Genomic DNA, 16,128 nt, shown 5'->3' with positions numbered 1-16,128 from the left:
ACGCCAATGCGTTCCGCCTTGCTAATACGGATGAAAACCATGAGTGACCAGTACGCCCTGGTTCTGGAAGCAACTAAAAAAATAGAGAATTTGCTCAACGCTATCGGATCTGAAGGCCGTGGGCTGACCGAGAAATGTCGATCTGTCGAGCACCTTTTGCCATCAGAGATCGCCTGGTCAATCAAAAAGATCGCAGCGGAGCGAAATAAGCTTGTTCACGAATCCGGATTCAGTCTAAGCAACGCCGATGACTTCTCCTTACAAGCCGGTTCGGTAATAGAATATCTGCAAAGAGCAAGCAAGCCAGATCACTCAGAAGGCAAGCGCCAAGGTCTTACCACCACAATTCTTAAGTTTCCAGATCAGTCGGACGCTCTCGCCGAGATGGAATGGTTTTCATCGCAACCAATATTGTTCCCAATAAAGGAACAGCCTGAAGATGATCCCGATGATTAATTAAGCTTGATGCCTTACCTAAAAGACAAAATCCATAAACAAAAAACCCGGCACATTGGCCGGGTTTCGTTGGATTATCTGGGAGTAAGTTGCCGAAGGCAAAACTCTAACAGTGGCGATAAGGTATCACCAGCCGCACGGGAACGCAATAGGCCCTCATGCGGCCTCGCGCATTTCGTAAATTACCGCCGCAATGGGGCTCAATGCTCGCCGATCCAGATCCTCGCAGCACTCGAAGATCAGTTGCAGCACGCCACCCCAATCCCGCTCCCAGTTACACGACTCCAGGCGCACTTCGTAGACCTGCCACATCCAGGCCCGGAACTTCTCGGCATTGGCCAGCGGGTCTTCGTTGGACGACTGCCCGCCCTGGTGCATATGCTGATACCGACGCAGCACGCCCTTGACCACGAATTCCAGCTTCTCGCGCTTGGCCGCGGTCATGCGCGGAGACCGGTTCTCCACCAACAGGAACACGACCTCTTCCGCCGCCTCACGGATGTCGGCGCTCTGCTCGGCGGCGTACATGAAGTCACCGAATACGCGGATCTGCGGGTGTAGTCGGGCGATTGCAGACTGGATATGCCCAGCCAACGCCCCGTGCACCGCGTGGTTTGCCGTTGGACCGCGCTCGGTGTTCTGCACCACCACCCCGAGCTGGACGACATCAGAGGTCTGGCCGGGGGCTGGGTTGTAATTGCAGTCATGCCAAGCCTGGCGCGCTGAGTTGATCTTCATGCTGCCTGCCCCTTCTTGAGTTCTCTGGTCTTTGCCCGGTATTCGGCGGTGATGGCTTTCAGTTGCTCTACGGTCTCTTTGCGTGGCGTGTGGTCGGCTTCGAGCGCCTCGACAGCCTCCAGGCCTATGCGGGCGATCAGCCCTTCCCGGAAGGCCTGCGAAACCGTTTGGCCCTTTCGGGCGTACTTGGACGACCCGGCATTACAACTCTTGCACTGCAACCAGATGTTGTTCGGCACCAGCCGCAGCTCTGGCCGGGCGCCCTTACCGAGGAAATGACCTGCGTCGAATGCCCCGCCAGTCTTCCAGCCCTGCGCTGCGCGGATTTCTTCCTGGCTCAGGCCGCAGCTCATACAGCCGCTGCCGATGCTCAGCTCGTAGGTTCGCCGGTAGTCCCGCACAGCCTTCTCGGAATCCTTCATGTGGTCGGCGCGACTTTTCAGGGCCTCCTTGCGGACCTTGATGTCCTTGCGCTCGATGTCGGCCAGCGCCTTGCGTGCCTTCGGCTCATGCCTGGGCGCGTCGACCATCGCGCAGGCCGGACTGCACACCGCCTGCCCCATCCGCGAAGGGACGAATAAGGCCCTGCACGTAGCAACGCGGCATTTCTTCGGCTTGGGCTGCTTCCGCTCAATCGTCATACAGCCTCCTTGGCTTTCTGCTGCTCATGGGTGAAGTCGCCGCGAAGGGGCATCAGGTGGTGGACACCAAACGCAGCTAATCGCCCATGCAGCCTCACCACCCAAAGATCCCACTCGGCCACAAACTCGATACCCTGATATTTTGCGTCAGAGCCTTCATGGAAAAATTTGAGTAATTCGACCTCGCAGCCAGCTGGGGCTTCATCGCCTATAGGTGCAAGGGTTAGGGCCAGGTCGCCCGGCTTGAAGTTACGGCTCATGCGGCCTCCTTGAATGCTTCGAACTCGGCCATTTCGGTCAGGCGCTCTTCCGTGAGCGTCGGCCAGTCATGCAGCACCAGGTACGCGCAGCACTGGCGCCAAAAGTCTTGGAATGTCTCCTCCCCCATCGAATCGTAGGAAAGGCTGCGGGGTGTCTTGCGGGTGAGCTGGCCCAGCCCAGGAATGTCGAACGCTTCCTCGTCGCAGTACACGCCTGACTCCAGTTGCAGGGCCTTGATGGCGTCGTGGGACTGCTTGCCGGAAAACCGATCGATGTTCTGGCTCAGCACCCGGCCCAGTCCATGGACCAAACCGTTGAACCGTGGGTTGCGCGGCTGCTTGAGGTCGGCGCGGATCTTCGTGTTGATCCGAAAATCACGCTCTCGCAGGATCGAGCGGTCCGCGTCGGAGGACGGCACGAACGCGGCCACCTCCTTGCCGGTGGCGGGATCTACCAAGCGGCGCAGAACTAGGTAAACGGGCATTGGGCGCGGCTTCGCTGGCTTGGTCATTGCGCCGCCCTCTTGGCTTCCAGTTCCTGGGCCTGCTTGATCAGTAGCGCCCGGCGATCCGCCAAATCATTGGCAGCGTCAATCCGAATTTCGAGCTTCCGCTCCTCGCTGACCTTCCGCATTTCCAGCATCGAGCTCTTCACGATCTCAAGCTTTGCGCGCAGCAGCGGCTTTGGCTGGGTGACGGTTCCGGTGAGCAAGCCAGCGATGGCGCGGCCGTCCTCAGTGACCGGGTCAACGCTCAGGTCAGCCAAATATTTCTGGCCGTGTTCGCGCGGGATACGCTTCAACTCCACCGCCTTGGCGACAGCCTGGATACGGCGGTTGGCGTCGAAGCCCACGGACACGTGCCAGTTGACCGACTTCGCATCCTCGCGGGCCTGGCCCACGAACCGTTGGTAGGCATCGATGAACGCCATGCGCGCACCGATCTTGTCGCCGCCATCCAAGATGGGTTTCGCAGCAGCCAGGGCCAGTTGGATTTCATCGGTCAGCACCACGGTTTCAAATTCGTCGTTGGTGGTCATGGCGATGGCCCAGGCCTCGTCCTTGCCGGGGCGGCCATCGGAGGACTGGACGCGTTGCAGAATGTCGGCCATAGCCAGCTTGCCCTTCACCTCAAAGCGGCAGGCCTTCAACGCGGCTTTGACGACCGGCACCGGGTAGGCGCAAAGATCTTCGGCCATCATTGCGGCAGTGCCTGGGTTCATTTCCTGCCCCATGGCCTCGGCCGTCGCACAGATGGCTGCGGCCAGCCCGGCGACCTGCTGGTCGTTCATTTCAGAGGTATTCATTGCGGTCACCTGCTTGGCGTTTGGCCAGAACCATCTGGGCGGCCTGCTCCGCTGCGGAGTGGTTCGCCTCTGTCCGCTCCATCTGGCGGGCTGTCGTGCCGTTGATGCGCTGCCCGGTCACCCACTGGGTGTGGTAGCTCTCGGCGTTGGCCAGCAGCTCGTTGAGGCTGTGGCACTTGCGCAGCACAGCGGCGTCGCTGGTTTTCAGGAAGTGGGCGGCAACGTGGTGGGCTACGTCAGCGCCCAGGCGGTCGACCAGTTGGCCGAGTTGGCCGCCTACCTTGGCATTCCACACAGGCCAGGCGCTGTAGCGTTTGCGGTAAGCCATGGCGTAGTTCGCCCAGACCTTGAAGGTTTTGCAGGCCTGGTCTTTGGGGCCCGGCATGTCGGCGGGGATTTCAACCCGTGGAGTGTCGGTGCGATCAACGACCAGCACTAAGCCGCGGGACTGAGCCGCTACGACCTCGGCGGGAGCCGGGGGTGCAATTGGTTCAATGATCGGTTCTATGACTGGTTCAAGAGAGTTACTGATTCTGGGTGCAGGTGCTGCACTACCCCCTGGTGCAGGAGATTCACTAGGGGGTGAAGATGCTGCACTACCCGGGTGAATCTTCTGCACTACCCCTGGTGCAGGAGGTGCACCATCACCGTCGAGGGTGAGGAAGTAAACGTTCGATGAGTTCCCCTTCGGGCCACCCTTTCGGATTTCCTTGCGCAGCAATCCCGCGTCACACAAGGCTGTGATGTGGTTCATGACAGAGCGCTTGCTGATCTCGCACTGATCGGCGATGTGCTGATAAGACGGCCAGCACTCGCCTACGTCGCTGGCGTTGTCGGCCAGCTTGATCAGCACAAGCTTGCGCAATGGATTGCCGACGCGAAGTTTCATCGCGGCGACCATAAGGCCCATGCTCACGCGGCACCTCGCACTGCTTTATCGTGGGTGAACAGGCCATCCCAAGTCTTCTTCATGGGCAGCTCGCCGGCCAGGTACAGGTCGTACAGGCGTGCGGCGCCCTTCTTCAGCAGAACGGGCGTGTAGGAGATAAACGGGTCTTTGCCGTGCGGGGTGACTTCGACCTGGTGCTCGGTCATGTACTTGTCGCGGGCGTACGAGCCAACGCGGTGACGGGTCCCGGACTTGCTCTCGTTATAGAGCCAGCTTCGGGCTTCCAGGTAATTACCCACCTGCATGACGTTGACCCCATTGAGGCCCTTGCAGAACTGGGTGTGGGTCATGCCTTCCTTGAACAAGTTTTCCAAGGAATGGATCTTCGTGGCCTGCTGCTCGACCTGGGCGGTGAGCATCAAGCGGGCCTTTTCAGACTCCATTGCGATCTGCAGGATGTCCATGGTGGAGAGCTGTTGTGGTTGCGCAACCTGCCCCTCCAGTTCCTGCCAGCGGTCGATAACTCGTGCGCGGTGCTCGTCGCTGTAGCCAGCCACAACCAGATGCGTGTCACGCTCGGTCAGGTCGTAGACATCGATCGGGCGGCCGCCGGTGGCTTCACGCCGAGTTTTACGATCTGATCGTAAAAGCCCTTTGGCAAAAAGGCGTTCGATGGTGGTGATGACATCGTTGTGCCGGGCCTCGACCAGATCGGCGATTTCCCGAGATGACATTGTCCGCGCCACGTTTTGCGATTGCGAAAAACGTGGCGCGAGATTGGTGGGGCTATTGATCGATTCGGTGTGTTGGTGCATGATTCGCTCCAGTTGTTTACTGCTGTAGAAAAAGCCGACCTCGTACGTCGGCTTTTTTGTGCCTGGAATTCAGGCGATGGATTTCAGTGGCCGCGCCCCAGCGAGCAACTGCTCCGCACGACGCCCCAGCTCCCCCGCCTTCGCTTCAACCTGGCGGCACTGCTTGGCGAATGCTGGCAAGTGCGGCAAATCCAGTTCGCACATCACCTGGTCGTCGAACACTTCGCTGCCGGTGTCGATCACATCGCCCAGCGCGCGGATCAGCGCACCGAAGCTTTTGTTCGCGCATTGGTCGCTAGTCATCTGGCGGGCACCGGTGAGGCCATGGCGGCTCGCCAGTTCGTTCACACAGTGGTCGCGGAACTCAGGCTCAAGGGCGTTGACCCACGACTCTTCCAGCCAGGAAGGCATTTCTTGATCGCCGGACAGCCAGCGCTGAACACGCTTGAGCCAGCGGCCGGTCGCCTTCACAAAGTCGGACACGTCGTTCTGAAAGGTAAGCGCGGTGAAGTCCGGCACCTCTTTGGCGATGGCCTTATCCGGGCACGACAGGTGCAGTTCGCGGCTCAAAGCCTGAGCGAAGTCGTCCTGGCTCAAGCTGGTGCGCGCGATCTGATTTGCAGCGTGGGCGACCAGTACCTGATCACGGGTTTGTACGGTGTGTCTGGAACTGGACGTATGCATGGGGACTACTCTCTTCTAATCTGGCTTCAATGGAACGGCGGACAGGGATGTCGCTTAGGCGGCCCGAACATCCGTAGAAGATTGCTGCGGAAAAACGCGATCCAAAGTGCATTTCGCACCTAATTCATTCAGCGCCTGGACGATCTTCCGGGCATCTTCAAGCTTCAATGGGCGTGCCCCCGACTCGTAGTTAGCGAGCCGCGACTGCTTCCAGTTGAGCTTTCGGTGCAAGGCTGCCTGGGTGATTCCGGCCTCCTCACGAAACTCTGCTATGAGGTTCATTGCATTGCTCCTGCGGTCATTAAACCAAGGATAAACACATAGCGTGTTATTGGCAAACACAATAAGTGTGCGGAATTTATTTCACTCCGTGATTAAAATTCGATCCATGAAGACACTCGGATCGCGCATCGCTCACTACAGAGAAAAAGCAGGGCTTTCTCAGGCTGCCTTAGCAAAGGCGTGCGGGTGGAAATCCCAATCGCGCATAGGAAACTATGAAAAAGATGCTCGGGAGCCAAACCTTGACGATATCGCCAAGATTGCCCATGAACTGAAAATCGATCCGGCAGCGCTGCTTTTGCCTGGCGAAAGCCCCTCGAATATTTCAATCGCCGCCCAACCCACCAAATCATTCCGCTACCCAGTAATCAGCTGGGTCGCCGCCGGCGCCTGGGCGGAGGCCGTTGAGCCATACCCAGCTGGATTCTCGGACAGCTATGAGTTCTCGGAGTACGACTCCAAGGGCACCGCGTTTTGGCTGAAGGTGAAAGGTGACTCGATGACGGCACCCGCCGGCCAGAGCATCACCGAAGGCACGCTGATCCTTGTGGACACTGAGGCTGAAGTTGCACCAGGTAAGCTGGTCGTTGCCAAGCTGCCAGACAGCAACGAAGCGACATTCAAGAAGCTGGTCAGCGATGGCGGGCGGCTGTTCCTGAAACCGCTGAACCCGAGCTACCCCATCGAGGCTGTCGACGAGAACTGCCGGATCGTGGGCGTGGTTGTGCAGGCGTTGCAGAAGTTTTACTGAGAAAGTCCGCGATTTAGAGTCCGGCACTTAGAGATTTTCGAGTTTTTTGCAAGGAGTGCGATATGCCTGTAGTCGCGGTATTGAATGAAGAGTCAAGGCTGCCCCAGATAGCTAGCGCTTTGAGCGCTTATGGCATTGCCGTAGCTAATCACCATCATCGTCCAGGGGCTTCAGCCCTTGCAGATTCGCTCAGAAAGGTATTAGGCCCGAGACCTGATGGAAATCAGCTGCAATGCCACGAACTACCCCTGCTAATCGATGGAGATCCTTCGTGGACCAGCGTACTGGTTCTGCCTCCAAGCTATGAGTACAGTCATGGTGAAACCACAGCTCTTGCAGCCAGGGCTCTGATCGCTGCAAAAAACGCTGCCGGTAAAGGAATGTTCTTGCACTACGAGCCCTAAACGCAGCCAGCGCAACACCTGAGTGAATTTCAGGTCATTCCGATGGTACAAATGGGGGGCAAATAAGCCGAAGCAATCCCGAGTAGGCGCGTAGTTTGGTGCGGAGGATGCTTCAAAGCGCTGTAATAGAATAAATAATATATAAAAATCGTTAGCCAATTTCTTTGGCTCTTAAGCTGAGTCTACGACAAGGATTGAGCATTCATTCCTGGGGAGGAAACATGGAAGTCAAAGATGCGTCGTCCACACTTTATGTTGCAAGTGCAATCCGAAAATGGGCTGTCGAGAAAGGCCTAATTGCCGCTTTTCCTGGATCCATTGAGGCTAACCTGACCGGAGGTGTGGAGCCTATAATTGCCTCGGTAGAGATTGAAGCTCTACTCAGGCAAAAGATGCTTTTAACCATCGCTTACAACGAGCGCGCGCGGTGCATTTATCTTTACACCAAAAAGAAGGTTTACAACAAAGACTTGAAGACGCTCCCAACAACCATTCACGGCTGTGGAATTGCATACACGCAGGGAGATGTGGACGAGATCGGAAAGATGCCTAGTCAGGCTCAGGGCGCAGCCTTCAGTGTGGTAGCTGACCCAGCAGGACAGTCAAGATACGCATGCGGCTCATCGATTTCTCCGGGTAACTCGCGCTCGGCCGGGACGCTTGGAGCCCTCGTCAGAGACGAGGGAGGAACCATGTATGGTATGACCAATAACCACGTCACGGGACTGTGCAACCATTCATCCGTTGGCGTCCCAATTCTTGCACCTGGAGTGCTTGACGTGGATGCAGGTCGTCTTCATCCATTCACTATAGGGCTTCATAAATCGGTTCTTGAAATGAACGTAGGGACCCAAGGCAATATTGATATAGCGCGAAATTCCGATGCGGCCCTATTCACAATATTGAACGACGCAGTTGTCTCATCGCTGCAGGGCGGGCTCTACGACACGCCAACGCTCGTTGAAGACCCTACTGAGGGCATGCTGGTCGAGAAAGTTGGAAGAACGACAGGGCATACCAGAGGAAAAATTGTAGGTAGAGAATTGGGCCCGCTCACGGTGTCCTGTTCCGCTGCGGAGTTCAGCTTCACCGGACACATCATGTTCGAGAACACATGGATTGTTCACGGTGAGGGCGAGGCCTTTTCCACTGGGGGCGACTCAGGATCCTTGATCGTATCAGTGAAGGAAAATGGCGAGCGAGCTGCAGTTGGTCTACTATTCGCCGGCGGACAGGACGCTATTGCCCCTGGTAACCAGCGAACCTTCTTCCTCCCTATACGTCCAATCCTAGAGAGGCTTGGAGTTCAACTTGTAGGAGGACATCATGCGGACCTTGGAACGTGATCCATATTCTGCAGCAAAGCATTTGCTCGCTCGGATCGACGCACCCAGCGGAGCGGTGAGCGTTTCCACTTTTTCTTGCGCGGGGAGCAGCCTCGCTCTACGAGTATTTTTGCGCCAAGACTTCCGACATCTGGCAAACAAAGTTCCCAGCGAATGGGAGGGGTTCAAGGTTTTATGTGAAGTGGCCGAATTGCCCAGGGCCTATAACTAATACCATCGTTAATCTCCCAAGCCCGGCTCAGCGCCGGGCTTCTTGTATCTGTGCTTTCACGATCTTTTCACAGGGGAGCGCCTATTGTGGCCACTGCTCCTTGTGAAGATCCTTTAAGCCCGCTATCCCCCATCGCGGGCTTTTCTTTACCTTCAATTCCGTGGTCTACGCTATCTAGGCCCTCAATTGGAGACGACGCAATGCTTTCCCCCTACTCCCTTCCCGATATGCTCGAACGCATCTACGAGAATCAACTCGCCCTGGAAGCGGGCACATATGGAGCTGACATTGCTCGTCGAAAGCCAAGGCAGTGTCGAGGCTGGCGGCAATGTTCGCGGTGCGCTGAAGACGATCGGGGAGAACACCGGGCATATCAAGCAGGGGTTGGCTAGGGTGAGGGCACAAGGGCCTGATTGATGACCTGCCCACCAGTAGTGGCTGTACGCCACGAATGTTAAGGTGCTGGCTCAGTCAGAGAGAGACCCTCATGCTTAAGAAATTGCTCGCTGCTTGTGCCGCCTCGCTTCTTCTTACCGGGTGCGTAAAGCCCACTCCAGAGCAGCTTGAAAATCCGGACTATGGACCTTATCCATTCGACTACGATCGTACGATCAAAGCATATATGGCGCGGACTCAGCCGGATCCCGATTCAACAAAGTTTCAATTTCTGGGTGACCCTATTCCGATGTGGAATGGCATCTTTGGGCTTCGATTCGGGTATGGGATGTGCGTCATCGTGAATGCAAAGAATATTTATGGCGGCTATGCGGGGCAAGAATTGTGGTTTTTCATGCTGCGTGGCGATCAAGTCATGGAGACAAATAGCGCTCGTGTGGGTGGACACCCAAAGGCATTTGCTCGGGTGAAGTGCGAAAAAGTTGGCTTCAACTTGAGAGGCTGAACTAAGTCGAACCCTTGAGAATTTAATAAAGAAGCCCGTCGCGCGCGGGCTTTTTCATGCCTGTAGATTATTGCGACGTCACCGAGGCTTGCGGCTGTGCAGAAGGTGGAAGGCTTACAGCGCTCAGCTTGCCAGTAGCGTCTTCTGGAAGCGTATACATGGCACCTGTCAACGGATCAACGATCAACATACCTATCAAGCCGCCAATAAGCAGGTTGCCCCAGTACCAGCCGCTTACAGTCGACTTTAGAGGGACAGTTGTTTCTGCATAGCCGTCTTTTTGGAAGGTAACGGTGTAGCTCTGGCTTTTAAAGTAGCCCCTGCTCGTCTCCAAAATCGCGGAACCTGGAGTGACGCCCTTATGCAGCACACCTCCACTACTGTCCTTGATTACGTAGTTGGCATTCGTCGGAAGGCTGTACAACCCAACCTTCGGCTTGCTATCGCTAACAATGCTAGCGCAGCCGCCCAGGGCAATCATTGCAATAAGCACTGCGACTCCCGCCGCCTTTCCCATCTTCATACCATCACTCCGTAGCGCCTTCATTGGCTTGGCCGATGCTCGGCCGGCGCGCATTGTATCCGAATGATGGCAGTTAGACACCCCGCCACAGAGCTGGGCTTTTCTGGGCTTAGGGCGTCTCCAACCAAGCGGTTTATGCATTTATGCATGAAACTCCTTGCCACCCTATTGCCAATAAGATGCCAACAACAATACTGTACATGCATACAGATTTCGCAAGGAGCGAAGCATGATTCAGGCACCCTACTATCCATCAAAACCACGAAATTCCTACGAGCTTGTCGGCCGACGCCTGCAAGGCTTGATCGCCTCTCCTCGGGTACAGAGGATTCAACTGGTCGAAGTATCCAAGCGCGACGACGAAAGCCCTGAAGCCTGGCACCAGGTCATCCAGGATATCGGCGACACCGCTGGCATAAGGATCGAGCATTTGGAGGGCGGCGCTGTCAGGATCGGCTGGCGCGAGTACTGCGATTCCTAAATGAGCTCGCCGGTAGGCGGGCTTCCTGCTACCTCCGTCCCAATCAATACCACACATCGTGATTCAATCATGAAAAATACAAACACATCACGTGTTGACACAATAAACACACTCTGTGATTATCGCCTCAAGCCAGCAATGAAGAATGTCGGCCAGCAGCGAAACCTGCGCCGCTCTTTAGCGATACCCCTTGCCGGATCACCACCGGCCCAGATTCAAAGGCAGCGATGAACCGGCCTAAACGGTTCAGAGGGTTGGCAACTGACCCGGGCGTGCAGCGTAAAGCGCCAAGAACAGTTATCCAGCGGGAGAACAAGCCGAAAGGCCCGCGGTTGGAAGAACATTTGATTCAAGCCGGTGACGGCCGCCAGTAGCGGGTCACGGCGAACAGATTTCCTCGATGACCTTGGCGACAGGGTCATCCGGAAAATCAACGGAGTAAACGAAATGCCGAAGTTCAGATGCGCAAACAACCAGGAAGCCGCCGACAAGGAATGCCGCAAACAATGCCGGCTTGCTAAGCAGAGCGGTTGCACGGTTCCTTACAGCCTGTTTCGAATGATCGACGCCAAGGTGCCGCTGTCGACCATCCGTGCAGTGTCCCGATAGGAGGAGAAGCACATGCCCAAGTACATGCTCGACTACATCCGGCTTTGCCGGGAATGCAGCCTTGATCTGCGCACGATTGGCAACATGATCAGCATCGTGATTCCAACTATGCAGCGTGAGGCCGCCGGTCTGCGCAGCGCGGTCAGCGAATTTGCCGGGGCCTTCCCTGAGCTTGAGAAAGACGCCGAACTGCTGGAGTCAGCAATACGCGCCGGACTCCAGCGCTGTTCGCCTCAACCACACCAGCAAGAGCTGTTCGCAGCATGACGGACCTTTTCACTGATGCCCATCCAGAGCGGTGGTCATTGGGAAAACAACCGGAGCAAGACGAGATGATCATCATCGAAGACGACTTCACAAGCGGCGCCCAAGTGAGCATGCAGATGGACAAAAAGGCGGGTGAGCTGTTTGTGTTTCATTGCCCCGCTGGTCAAGGCTGCAAAGTTAACAAGTGGCCTCTGGATAGCTCCCACATGCCAATCGCGGTGGCTCATTATGAGCAATGCTGCGAGCTGGAACGTGCCGTCTAAACAACCAACGCCACGACAGCCTGTCGTTAACTGCCCGATGCTCTCTATGAGAGCGCATCGGGGTGTAATTTGGAGTTTGCCTCGGCGGATCAGGGGCGCCCTGCGTGCGGGGTGGGGTTGACTAGGTAGCGCTGCCGAAATCGACGTAATTCTTTTGGGTTCGAATCCCTACCAAATTACACCCCGATGCGGACGAAACTGCGGCCTATAACCGCCCACCTGCATCACTCGGCGAATAGTTCAACCCGCATTGCGCAGGGTCAGCGCCAACCTGGTATTGGCGAGCTACCTTGATCTGGCACAAGCGCCGTGACAGTCGGGAAAGACCGACACACACCCCAACTGGAGATCACCATGCTCCTACTGTTCCTGATCGGCGCAGCGCTCAGGCATGCGCGGCCAGAACCGCCACCTGATGACGGCCTGCCAACCGGTCACTTGCGCTTCCATCGTGAGCGCTGGCGTTCTCGACCGGGGCTCTCGGCGTTCTGACGCTGACGGTCCCGCCCCCAAAATCAACTACTGCATCCGAGAGGCCAGCGTCCAACTGGCCTTTCTTTATCCCGCCTCTACCCGTCAGCACTCCTCCCCCGCGCCCATCGGCAACCAGCGGGAGGCATGAGTGTTGACGAATACAGGTGAACAACCCGCCATTTTGGAGGCGACCATGTCAGCACTACGCAAGGCTCAGTTTGAGCACGACGAACAACTGCCGCCTCCGGTGAGCGAAACCTCTCAGCAATTGGCTCGCAGCGAATGGCTGTACAACGCAGCCGAAGAGCTAGCCAGAGGTGGAAGCGTGATGTTCAAGCGCCACTTGCACCCCCAGCAAGGCGTCACGGCCTACCAGTTCGCACTGGCTGTCGATGAGTACGCCAACAACCTACTTGCTGACTGCGGCGTCGACACTCCAGTCCTGGGCTACTTACTGATCGCAGGGATGGCGGGTTCGAGGGTGAAATCGGAAGCACTGGAGCTGCTTGGCCGGAGTGACCACCAACTTGGGAAGCTCGGCGAGATTGCCGAACGCCTCCTTCAACCTTTGGCTGATGACGCTCTTATCGCCCAGGCCGAGGACAACGAACTGTGAGCCCCTACGTTGAGATCGATAAAGCGTTGTTTGCGCTTGAAGATCCAGACAAGCCAGCGCTCGACGAGATCCTAGCCGAGGGTTTGATCGTCCGACACTTTACTTCGGGCGCCATCAACGCAGAAGAATTCCACTGGTATAGCGCCCGTCTACTGGATGTCAGCCGGCGGCGTAAGGAGATTCAATGAGCACCGCACCGGTTAAATCCCTGATCGACGAGCAGCTCGAAGATATTAGCGCTCACAACCTGCGCGAGGCCTACAGCCTGGCCGAACGACGTGGTTTCTTCGGTCCACCGGTTGAGCAATTCGCAGAACCTGGCTACGGCGGTCGAGTGCTCCAGGTCCTGCGCTACCGGGTTCAGCAGCAGGATTAGCAAGCAAACTGATCAGCCTTTCCCCTTGTTCTTGTTCTTCGCACTGCCCTGCCGCGCTTTGAATTTTGGATTGGATTTGCAGATCACGTAGATCCGGCCCCGGCGCATAACGATCTGGCAGTCACGGTGACGGTTTTTAGCTTCTTTGAGTGAGGACAGCACTTTCATAGGTGAGGCTCCTTGCGATGAGTTGAAATGTTATTACGTATCTTAAATACGAATAAGAATGTTTATCAACTTTTATTTCCCTCCCCCTACTCACTGCTGCGATCGTCGCGGCAAGGATTTCTCATGGCCACAAACACGCGAATTTGGGACCAGGTCGACACGACCGACCCTGATGCGACTAAAAAATACACTGGCGCAGGTGGTTTTAAGGGCACTGCGATCAGGCCAACCTATCTCATGCGCAAGGCGACCGAAATTTTCGGCCCATGTGGTGAGGGTTGGGGTTGGAACGTCCTTGAGGATCGATTTGACGAAGGTGCACCGCTCCAGGGGCCCACGAAAGAGTGGCCAGAGGCTCCGATGATCTGCGCGAAGCTACACACCGTAAAAATCGAACTTTGGTACTTGGGCAACGCTGGGCAGAAATGCACGGTTCAGCACTACGGCCATACGCCATTTATCTACCTGCAGCAGGGAAAAATCCTTACCGACTGGGACGCGGCGAAAAAATCGCTGACCGACGCTATCGGTAAATGCCTGCAGCCCCTGGGGTTTGCCGCCGACATCTACATGGGCATGTTCGACGATCCGACCTACGTCGACACCATCACCGAAGAGTTCAAGCTTGAAAAGGCCGAGGACAAGGACGCCGAGATACTTCGCCAAAAACAAGAGCGTGTCGAGTGGCTTGCTTCCGCGGTCGAGACCATCGGCAAGGCTGTCACTACACACGAACTCAAGCTTCTGAACGTGAAATACATTCGCGAGGCAACTCGCCGCAATGAGCCCACTTTCATAGCGCGAATCACTCGAGCATTCGAAGAGCGCAAAGTTGACCTTGAAAAAGGTACGGAGGCAGCAGCATGACTCAGCTCTACGCACTCACCGGCAAACTCGCCGAACTTCAGGCCATGGCCGACACCGATGATGAGGGGCTCAAGGAGGCCTTGCAGCACGCAATGGACGAGGTCCAAGGCGACTTCAACATCAAGGCTGACAACATCGTCATGTTGCGCCGCAATATCGAAAGCGACGTGACAGCCATCGAAAACGAAATCGAGCGCTTGGCCGAACTCAAGCGGATCAAATCCAACAGCGTGTCGCAGATCAGCGACTACCTGCGCCGCAACATGGAAGCAGCCAACATCAAGTCGATCAAGCGTCCGCTCTTCACCATCACACTGGCCATGGGCAGCGAACGGGTGATCGTGGACAACGAAGATGCGGTGCCGGACGAGCTGACCACTGTGAAGTCGAGCATTGCTCCGGACAAAAAGGCCATTGCCGCCAAGCTCAAGGAGATCCGCGAGCATAACGAAGCGGTGCGCAAGCGCGTGGCAGCCGGTGAAGACGCTGAACACGAACTTCTACCCGAACCTACCTGGGCTCACTTGGAGCGCGGCGACAGTTCGATCCGAATCAAGTGAGGTCGCCATGTACGTCAGCAACCACCTAAGCCTGGTCGAGGATCAGCGACAGCACGTTGATTCAATCGCGGAACGTACAGCGCAGTTCCTGGCCGCTGGCGGAACCGTAGCGCAGTTACCAAGCCCGCCACGCAAACCGCTGCCACCGCCCCGCTCCACCAAGATCGATCCCGAAACCATCCTCAAGCGCCGCAAGCCCCCGATTCCAAGGGCTGAGCGTAAGGCGCTGCGCAAACTTGCGGAGGCGTTATGAGCGATCTGATCAAGGATCAAGCTCTGGAAGCTCTTAACTATGATCCTGAAACCGGTATTTTCACCCGAAAGATTAAGACGTGTGGTCGAGTGAAAATCGGCCAGGTCGCCGGGTTTGTCAGGAGTGACGGTTACCGCATGATTAGGGTTCGGGTAAAGCAATATCTTGCTCATCGCCTGGCTTGGCTGATGGTTACAGGAAGTTTTCCCGAGAATCAAATCGACCATATAAATGGTATTCGCGGCGACAATCGATGGTGCAATCTTCGCGCGGTGACCAAACAAGAAAACGACCGGAACAGGGCTGTTCGTTGCGACAGCGCTTCTGGCTGTATCGGAGTCCGCCGGCATACCCGCGCCGACGGATGGGTCGCAAGGATCACGGTCAGCGGCAAGCGCATAAATCTTGGGTATTTCAAGGACCTGCTTAGCGCAGTCGCTGCTAGAAAATCAGCCGAGGCGAAGCATGGATACCACGAAAATAGTGGGAGGCGTAGTCATGGTTAGAAAACCTAAAAAGCGGTGCAAGCCGTATAACCTGCAGGCGCGCATCGCCCGGTCGTGCCGCTCGCTGCTGGTCTCCAACCACGTCGCCGTGGTCAACATCGACCCCAGCGGCCGCCAGGGCATGATCAATTACAAGTCGCTGAAGAACATCGCGCCGGGGAAGACTGGCCAGGCCGTGTGCGGCATTCCCCACCGGTGGACGATCTACCTCAGCGCCCTCTGCATCGACGCCCTCGGCGACCGCTACAGCAAGTCGATGGAGGTGGCGCCCGATGGCGTCTACCTCTCCGACCACCTGGAAGACGTGATCGAGCATTGCTACAAGAAGCTGCGCGACCAGGCCAATCAAAGCCAGATGGTGGCTTCTGGCTGGATCGCTATCCCCGACACCCTGTCGCTAGGCGAGGAACATGCCGCGCGGATCTTCGAAGCGGTCGGCGCTTGGCGCCAGGTGAAGGTCGACTCATGCGCCGCATAGCTC

Annotated in this window: 28 protein-coding genes and 1 pseudogene; 18 read left to right on the top strand and 11 right to left on the bottom strand. The window is 56.6% G+C overall.

Annotation, left to right across the window (positions count from 1 at the left end; all coding sequences use genetic code 11):
• Positions 1–39 precede the first annotated feature (39 nt).
• A complete protein-coding gene (locus ASD70_RS25655; protein ID WP_124412343.1) occupies positions 40–456 on the top strand; it encodes a hypothetical protein in 417 nt (138 codons plus the stop codon).
• Positions 457–612: 156 nt separating this feature from the next.
• Here the strand turns inward: ASD70_RS25655 and ASD70_RS25650 are convergent, their stop codons facing one another.
• The 9 genes from ASD70_RS25650 to ASD70_RS25610 all read right to left on the bottom strand — a co-directional run bounded on the left by ASD70_RS25650 (position 613) and on the right by ASD70_RS25610 (position 6,071).
• On the bottom strand, positions 613–1,194 hold the full coding sequence (locus ASD70_RS25650) for a hypothetical protein (protein WP_056847763.1): 582 nt from the start codon (positions 1,192–1,194) through the stop codon (positions 613–615).
• A complete protein-coding gene (locus ASD70_RS25645; RefSeq protein ID WP_056847762.1) occupies positions 1,191–1,835 on the bottom strand; it encodes a recombination protein NinG in 645 nt (214 codons plus the stop codon). The genes ASD70_RS25650 and ASD70_RS25645 overlap by 4 nt, the downstream gene beginning before the upstream one ends.
• Positions 1,832–2,095, bottom strand: coding sequence for a hypothetical protein (locus ASD70_RS25640; RefSeq protein WP_056847761.1), 264 nt, complete (start codon positions 2,093–2,095; stop codon positions 1,832–1,834). The genes ASD70_RS25645 and ASD70_RS25640 overlap by 4 nt, the downstream gene beginning before the upstream one ends.
• Entirely contained in the window at positions 2,092–2,580 is a 489-nt protein-coding gene (locus ASD70_RS25635; protein ID WP_236708746.1) for a hypothetical protein, read from the bottom strand. Before ASD70_RS25635 ends, ASD70_RS25640 begins: the two co-directional genes overlap by 4 nt.
• Before the next feature lie 23 nt (positions 2,581–2,603).
• A complete protein-coding gene (locus tag ASD70_RS25630; protein ID WP_056847760.1) occupies positions 2,604–3,401 on the bottom strand; it encodes a hypothetical protein in 798 nt (265 codons plus the stop codon).
• The gene (locus ASD70_RS25625; RefSeq protein WP_056847759.1) at positions 3,388–4,317 is read right to left on the bottom strand and encodes a helix-turn-helix domain-containing protein; all 930 of its coding nucleotides are present in this window, start codon (positions 4,315–4,317) and stop codon (positions 3,388–3,390) included. Before ASD70_RS25625 ends, ASD70_RS25630 begins: the two co-directional genes overlap by 14 nt.
• The gene (locus tag ASD70_RS25620) at positions 4,314–5,105 is read right to left on the bottom strand and encodes a Rha family transcriptional regulator (protein WP_056847758.1); all 792 of its coding nucleotides are present in this window, start codon (positions 5,103–5,105) and stop codon (positions 4,314–4,316) included. The genes ASD70_RS25625 and ASD70_RS25620 overlap by 4 nt, the downstream gene beginning before the upstream one ends.
• A gap of 69 nt (positions 5,106–5,174) precedes the next feature.
• Positions 5,175–5,789 carry a hypothetical protein gene (locus ASD70_RS25615; protein ID WP_056847757.1) on the bottom strand — a complete coding sequence of 205 codons (615 nt, stop codon included), beginning with the start codon at positions 5,787–5,789 and terminating at the stop codon, positions 5,175–5,177.
• A 54-nt stretch (positions 5,790–5,843) separates the two neighbouring features.
• Complete coding sequence (locus ASD70_RS25610) at positions 5,844–6,071, bottom strand: helix-turn-helix domain-containing protein (protein ID WP_056847756.1); 228 nt, start codon at positions 6,069–6,071, stop codon at positions 5,844–5,846.
• 43 nt (positions 6,072–6,114) lie between these two features.
• On the opposite strand from ASD70_RS25610, the gene ASD70_RS25605 reads away from it, so the two are divergent.
• The 4 genes and pseudogenes from ASD70_RS25605 (at position 6,115) to ASD70_RS25590 (ending at position 9,684) form a co-directional block, all read left to right on the top strand.
• Complete coding sequence (locus tag ASD70_RS25605) at positions 6,115–6,822, top strand: LexA family protein (RefSeq protein WP_082561474.1); 708 nt, start codon at positions 6,115–6,117, stop codon at positions 6,820–6,822.
• Between the two features lie 625 nt (positions 6,823–7,447).
• Positions 7,448–8,572, top strand: coding sequence for a hypothetical protein (locus tag ASD70_RS25600; RefSeq protein WP_056847754.1), 1,125 nt, complete (start codon positions 7,448–7,450; stop codon positions 8,570–8,572).
• Between the two features lie 411 nt (positions 8,573–8,983).
• Positions 8,984–9,200: pseudogene (locus tag ASD70_RS29670) on the top strand (hypothetical protein).
• A gap of 70 nt (positions 9,201–9,270) precedes the next feature.
• On the top strand, positions 9,271–9,684 hold the full coding sequence (locus tag ASD70_RS25590) for a hypothetical protein (RefSeq protein WP_156382946.1): 414 nt from the start codon (positions 9,271–9,273) through the stop codon (positions 9,682–9,684).
• A 67-nt stretch (positions 9,685–9,751) separates the two neighbouring features.
• Here ASD70_RS25590 and ASD70_RS25585 read toward each other — a convergent pair whose 3' ends face one another.
• Positions 9,752–10,207 carry a hypothetical protein gene (locus ASD70_RS25585; protein ID WP_056847752.1) on the bottom strand — a complete coding sequence of 152 codons (456 nt, stop codon included), beginning with the start codon at positions 10,205–10,207 and terminating at the stop codon, positions 9,752–9,754.
• A gap of 229 nt (positions 10,208–10,436) precedes the next feature.
• Here ASD70_RS25585 and ASD70_RS25580 point away from each other — a divergent pair, with 229 nt between their 5' ends.
• The 8 genes from ASD70_RS25580 (at position 10,437) to ASD70_RS25555 (ending at position 13,293) form a co-directional block, all read left to right on the top strand.
• The gene (locus tag ASD70_RS25580; protein ID WP_056847751.1) at positions 10,437–10,688 is read left to right on the top strand and encodes a DUF1654 domain-containing protein; all 252 of its coding nucleotides are present in this window, start codon (positions 10,437–10,439) and stop codon (positions 10,686–10,688) included.
• A gap of 447 nt (positions 10,689–11,135) precedes the next feature.
• Complete coding sequence (locus tag ASD70_RS29010) at positions 11,136–11,297, top strand: hypothetical protein (protein WP_156382945.1); 162 nt, start codon at positions 11,136–11,138, stop codon at positions 11,295–11,297.
• Positions 11,298–11,309: 12 nt separating this feature from the next.
• Positions 11,310–11,564 (top strand): hypothetical protein, encoded by a 255-nt coding sequence (locus ASD70_RS25575; protein ID WP_056847750.1) that lies wholly within the window; start codon positions 11,310–11,312, stop codon positions 11,562–11,564.
• A gap of 65 nt (positions 11,565–11,629) precedes the next feature.
• Complete coding sequence (locus ASD70_RS25570) at positions 11,630–11,827, top strand: hypothetical protein (protein WP_056847896.1); 198 nt, start codon at positions 11,630–11,632, stop codon at positions 11,825–11,827.
• A gap of 354 nt (positions 11,828–12,181) precedes the next feature.
• The gene (locus ASD70_RS29005; RefSeq protein ID WP_156382944.1) at positions 12,182–12,319 is read left to right on the top strand and encodes a hypothetical protein; all 138 of its coding nucleotides are present in this window, start codon (positions 12,182–12,184) and stop codon (positions 12,317–12,319) included.
• A gap of 175 nt (positions 12,320–12,494) precedes the next feature.
• Positions 12,495–12,917, top strand: a complete 423-nt coding sequence (locus ASD70_RS25565) for a hypothetical protein (RefSeq protein WP_056847749.1) — start codon at positions 12,495–12,497, stop codon at positions 12,915–12,917.
• Positions 12,914–13,105 (top strand): hypothetical protein, encoded by a 192-nt coding sequence (locus ASD70_RS25560; RefSeq protein WP_034136250.1) that lies wholly within the window; start codon positions 12,914–12,916, stop codon positions 13,103–13,105. Before ASD70_RS25565 ends, ASD70_RS25560 begins: the two co-directional genes overlap by 4 nt.
• The gene (locus ASD70_RS25555; protein ID WP_056847748.1) at positions 13,102–13,293 is read left to right on the top strand and encodes a hypothetical protein; all 192 of its coding nucleotides are present in this window, start codon (positions 13,102–13,104) and stop codon (positions 13,291–13,293) included. Before ASD70_RS25560 ends, ASD70_RS25555 begins: the two co-directional genes overlap by 4 nt.
• Positions 13,294–13,305: 12 nt before the next feature.
• On the opposite strand, the gene ykgO is transcribed toward ASD70_RS25555, so the two are convergent.
• Positions 13,306–13,461, bottom strand: coding sequence for a type B 50S ribosomal protein L36 (ykgO, locus tag ASD70_RS25550; protein ID WP_019816741.1), 156 nt, complete (start codon positions 13,459–13,461; stop codon positions 13,306–13,308).
• A 27-nt stretch (positions 13,462–13,488) separates the two neighbouring features.
• On the opposite strand from ykgO, the gene ASD70_RS25545 reads away from it, so the two are divergent.
• The 5 genes from ASD70_RS25545 to ASD70_RS25525 are packed head-to-tail and all read left to right on the top strand — an operon-like array spanning position 13,489 to position 16,125.
• Positions 13,489–14,328, top strand: coding sequence for a hypothetical protein (locus tag ASD70_RS25545; RefSeq protein ID WP_236708744.1), 840 nt, complete (start codon positions 13,489–13,491; stop codon positions 14,326–14,328).
• Entirely contained in the window at positions 14,325–14,888 is a 564-nt protein-coding gene (locus ASD70_RS25540) for a siphovirus Gp157 family protein (RefSeq protein WP_056847746.1), read from the top strand. The genes ASD70_RS25545 and ASD70_RS25540 overlap by 4 nt, the downstream gene beginning before the upstream one ends.
• Before the next feature lie 7 nt (positions 14,889–14,895).
• Positions 14,896–15,141, top strand: a complete 246-nt coding sequence (locus tag ASD70_RS25535; protein ID WP_056847745.1) for a hypothetical protein — start codon at positions 14,896–14,898, stop codon at positions 15,139–15,141.
• Entirely contained in the window at positions 15,138–15,647 is a 510-nt protein-coding gene (locus ASD70_RS25530; protein ID WP_201783022.1) for an HNH endonuclease signature motif containing protein, read from the top strand. The genes ASD70_RS25535 and ASD70_RS25530 overlap by 4 nt, the downstream gene beginning before the upstream one ends.
• Positions 15,640–16,125 carry a hypothetical protein gene (locus ASD70_RS25525; RefSeq protein WP_056847744.1) on the top strand — a complete coding sequence of 162 codons (486 nt, stop codon included), beginning with the start codon at positions 15,640–15,642 and terminating at the stop codon, positions 16,123–16,125. The genes ASD70_RS25530 and ASD70_RS25525 overlap by 8 nt, the downstream gene beginning before the upstream one ends.
• Positions 16,126–16,128 lie beyond the last annotated feature (3 nt).

The organism is Pseudomonas sp. Root569 (assembly GCF_001427465.1).
GTDB lineage: Bacteria > Pseudomonadota > Gammaproteobacteria > Pseudomonadales > Pseudomonadaceae > Aquipseudomonas > Aquipseudomonas synxantha.
This window is presented reverse-complemented; position numbering and strand designations above follow the sequence as displayed.

What these genes read in the sequence shown, in the direction of transcription:
- ASD70_RS25600 (WP_056847754.1), top strand. Translation starts at nt 7,448, where the DNA reads ATGGAAGTCAAAGATGCGTCGTCCACACTTTATGTTGCAAGTGCAATC.
- ASD70_RS25585 (WP_056847752.1), bottom strand. Translation starts at nt 10,207, where the DNA reads ATGAAGATGGGAAAGGCGGCGGGAGTCGCAGTGCTTATTGCAATGATT.
- ASD70_RS25575 (WP_056847750.1), top strand. Translation starts at nt 11,310, where the DNA reads ATGCCCAAGTACATGCTCGACTACATCCGGCTTTGCCGGGAATGCAGC.
- ASD70_RS25535 (WP_056847745.1), top strand. Translation starts at nt 14,896, where the DNA reads ATGTACGTCAGCAACCACCTAAGCCTGGTCGAGGATCAGCGACAGCAC.
- ykgO (WP_019816741.1), bottom strand. Translation starts at nt 13,461, where the DNA reads ATGAAAGTGCTGTCCTCACTCAAAGAAGCTAAAAACCGTCACCGTGAC.
- ASD70_RS25630 (WP_056847760.1), bottom strand. Translation starts at nt 3,401, where the DNA reads ATGAATACCTCTGAAATGAACGACCAGCAGGTCGCCGGGCTGGCCGCA.
- ASD70_RS25525 (WP_056847744.1), top strand. Translation starts at nt 15,640, where the DNA reads ATGGTTAGAAAACCTAAAAAGCGGTGCAAGCCGTATAACCTGCAGGCG.
- ASD70_RS25590 (WP_156382946.1), top strand. Translation starts at nt 9,271, where the DNA reads ATGCTTAAGAAATTGCTCGCTGCTTGTGCCGCCTCGCTTCTTCTTACC.
- ASD70_RS29005 (WP_156382944.1), top strand. Translation starts at nt 12,182, where the DNA reads ATGCTCCTACTGTTCCTGATCGGCGCAGCGCTCAGGCATGCGCGGCCA.
- ASD70_RS25655 (WP_124412343.1), top strand. Translation starts at nt 40, where the DNA reads ATGAGTGACCAGTACGCCCTGGTTCTGGAAGCAACTAAAAAAATAGAG.
- ASD70_RS25640 (WP_056847761.1), bottom strand. Translation starts at nt 2,095, where the DNA reads ATGAGCCGTAACTTCAAGCCGGGCGACCTGGCCCTAACCCTTGCACCT.
- ASD70_RS25570 (WP_056847896.1), top strand. Translation starts at nt 11,630, where the DNA reads ATGATCATCATCGAAGACGACTTCACAAGCGGCGCCCAAGTGAGCATG.
- ASD70_RS25545 (WP_236708744.1), top strand. Translation starts at nt 13,489, where the DNA reads ATGTTATTACGTATCTTAAATACGAATAAGAATGTTTATCAACTTTTA.
- ASD70_RS25620 (WP_056847758.1), bottom strand. Translation starts at nt 5,105, where the DNA reads ATGCACCAACACACCGAATCGATCAATAGCCCCACCAATCTCGCGCCA.
- ASD70_RS25645 (WP_056847762.1), bottom strand. Translation starts at nt 1,835, where the DNA reads ATGACGATTGAGCGGAAGCAGCCCAAGCCGAAGAAATGCCGCGTTGCT.
- ASD70_RS25580 (WP_056847751.1), top strand. Translation starts at nt 10,437, where the DNA reads ATGATTCAGGCACCCTACTATCCATCAAAACCACGAAATTCCTACGAG.
- ASD70_RS25610 (WP_056847756.1), bottom strand. Translation starts at nt 6,071, where the DNA reads ATGAACCTCATAGCAGAGTTTCGTGAGGAGGCCGGAATCACCCAGGCA.
- ASD70_RS25635 (WP_236708746.1), bottom strand. Translation starts at nt 2,580, where the DNA reads ATGCCCGTTTACCTAGTTCTGCGCCGCTTGGTAGATCCCGCCACCGGC.
- ASD70_RS25615 (WP_056847757.1), bottom strand. Translation starts at nt 5,789, where the DNA reads ATGCATACGTCCAGTTCCAGACACACCGTACAAACCCGTGATCAGGTA.
- ASD70_RS25555 (WP_056847748.1), top strand. Translation starts at nt 13,102, where the DNA reads ATGAGCACCGCACCGGTTAAATCCCTGATCGACGAGCAGCTCGAAGAT.
- ASD70_RS25540 (WP_056847746.1), top strand. Translation starts at nt 14,325, where the DNA reads ATGACTCAGCTCTACGCACTCACCGGCAAACTCGCCGAACTTCAGGCC.
- ASD70_RS29010 (WP_156382945.1), top strand. Translation starts at nt 11,136, where the DNA reads ATGCCGAAGTTCAGATGCGCAAACAACCAGGAAGCCGCCGACAAGGAA.
- ASD70_RS25530 (WP_201783022.1), top strand. Translation starts at nt 15,138, where the DNA reads ATGAGCGATCTGATCAAGGATCAAGCTCTGGAAGCTCTTAACTATGAT.
- ASD70_RS25650 (WP_056847763.1), bottom strand. Translation starts at nt 1,194, where the DNA reads ATGAAGATCAACTCAGCGCGCCAGGCTTGGCATGACTGCAATTACAAC.
- ASD70_RS25565 (WP_056847749.1), top strand. Translation starts at nt 12,495, where the DNA reads ATGTCAGCACTACGCAAGGCTCAGTTTGAGCACGACGAACAACTGCCG.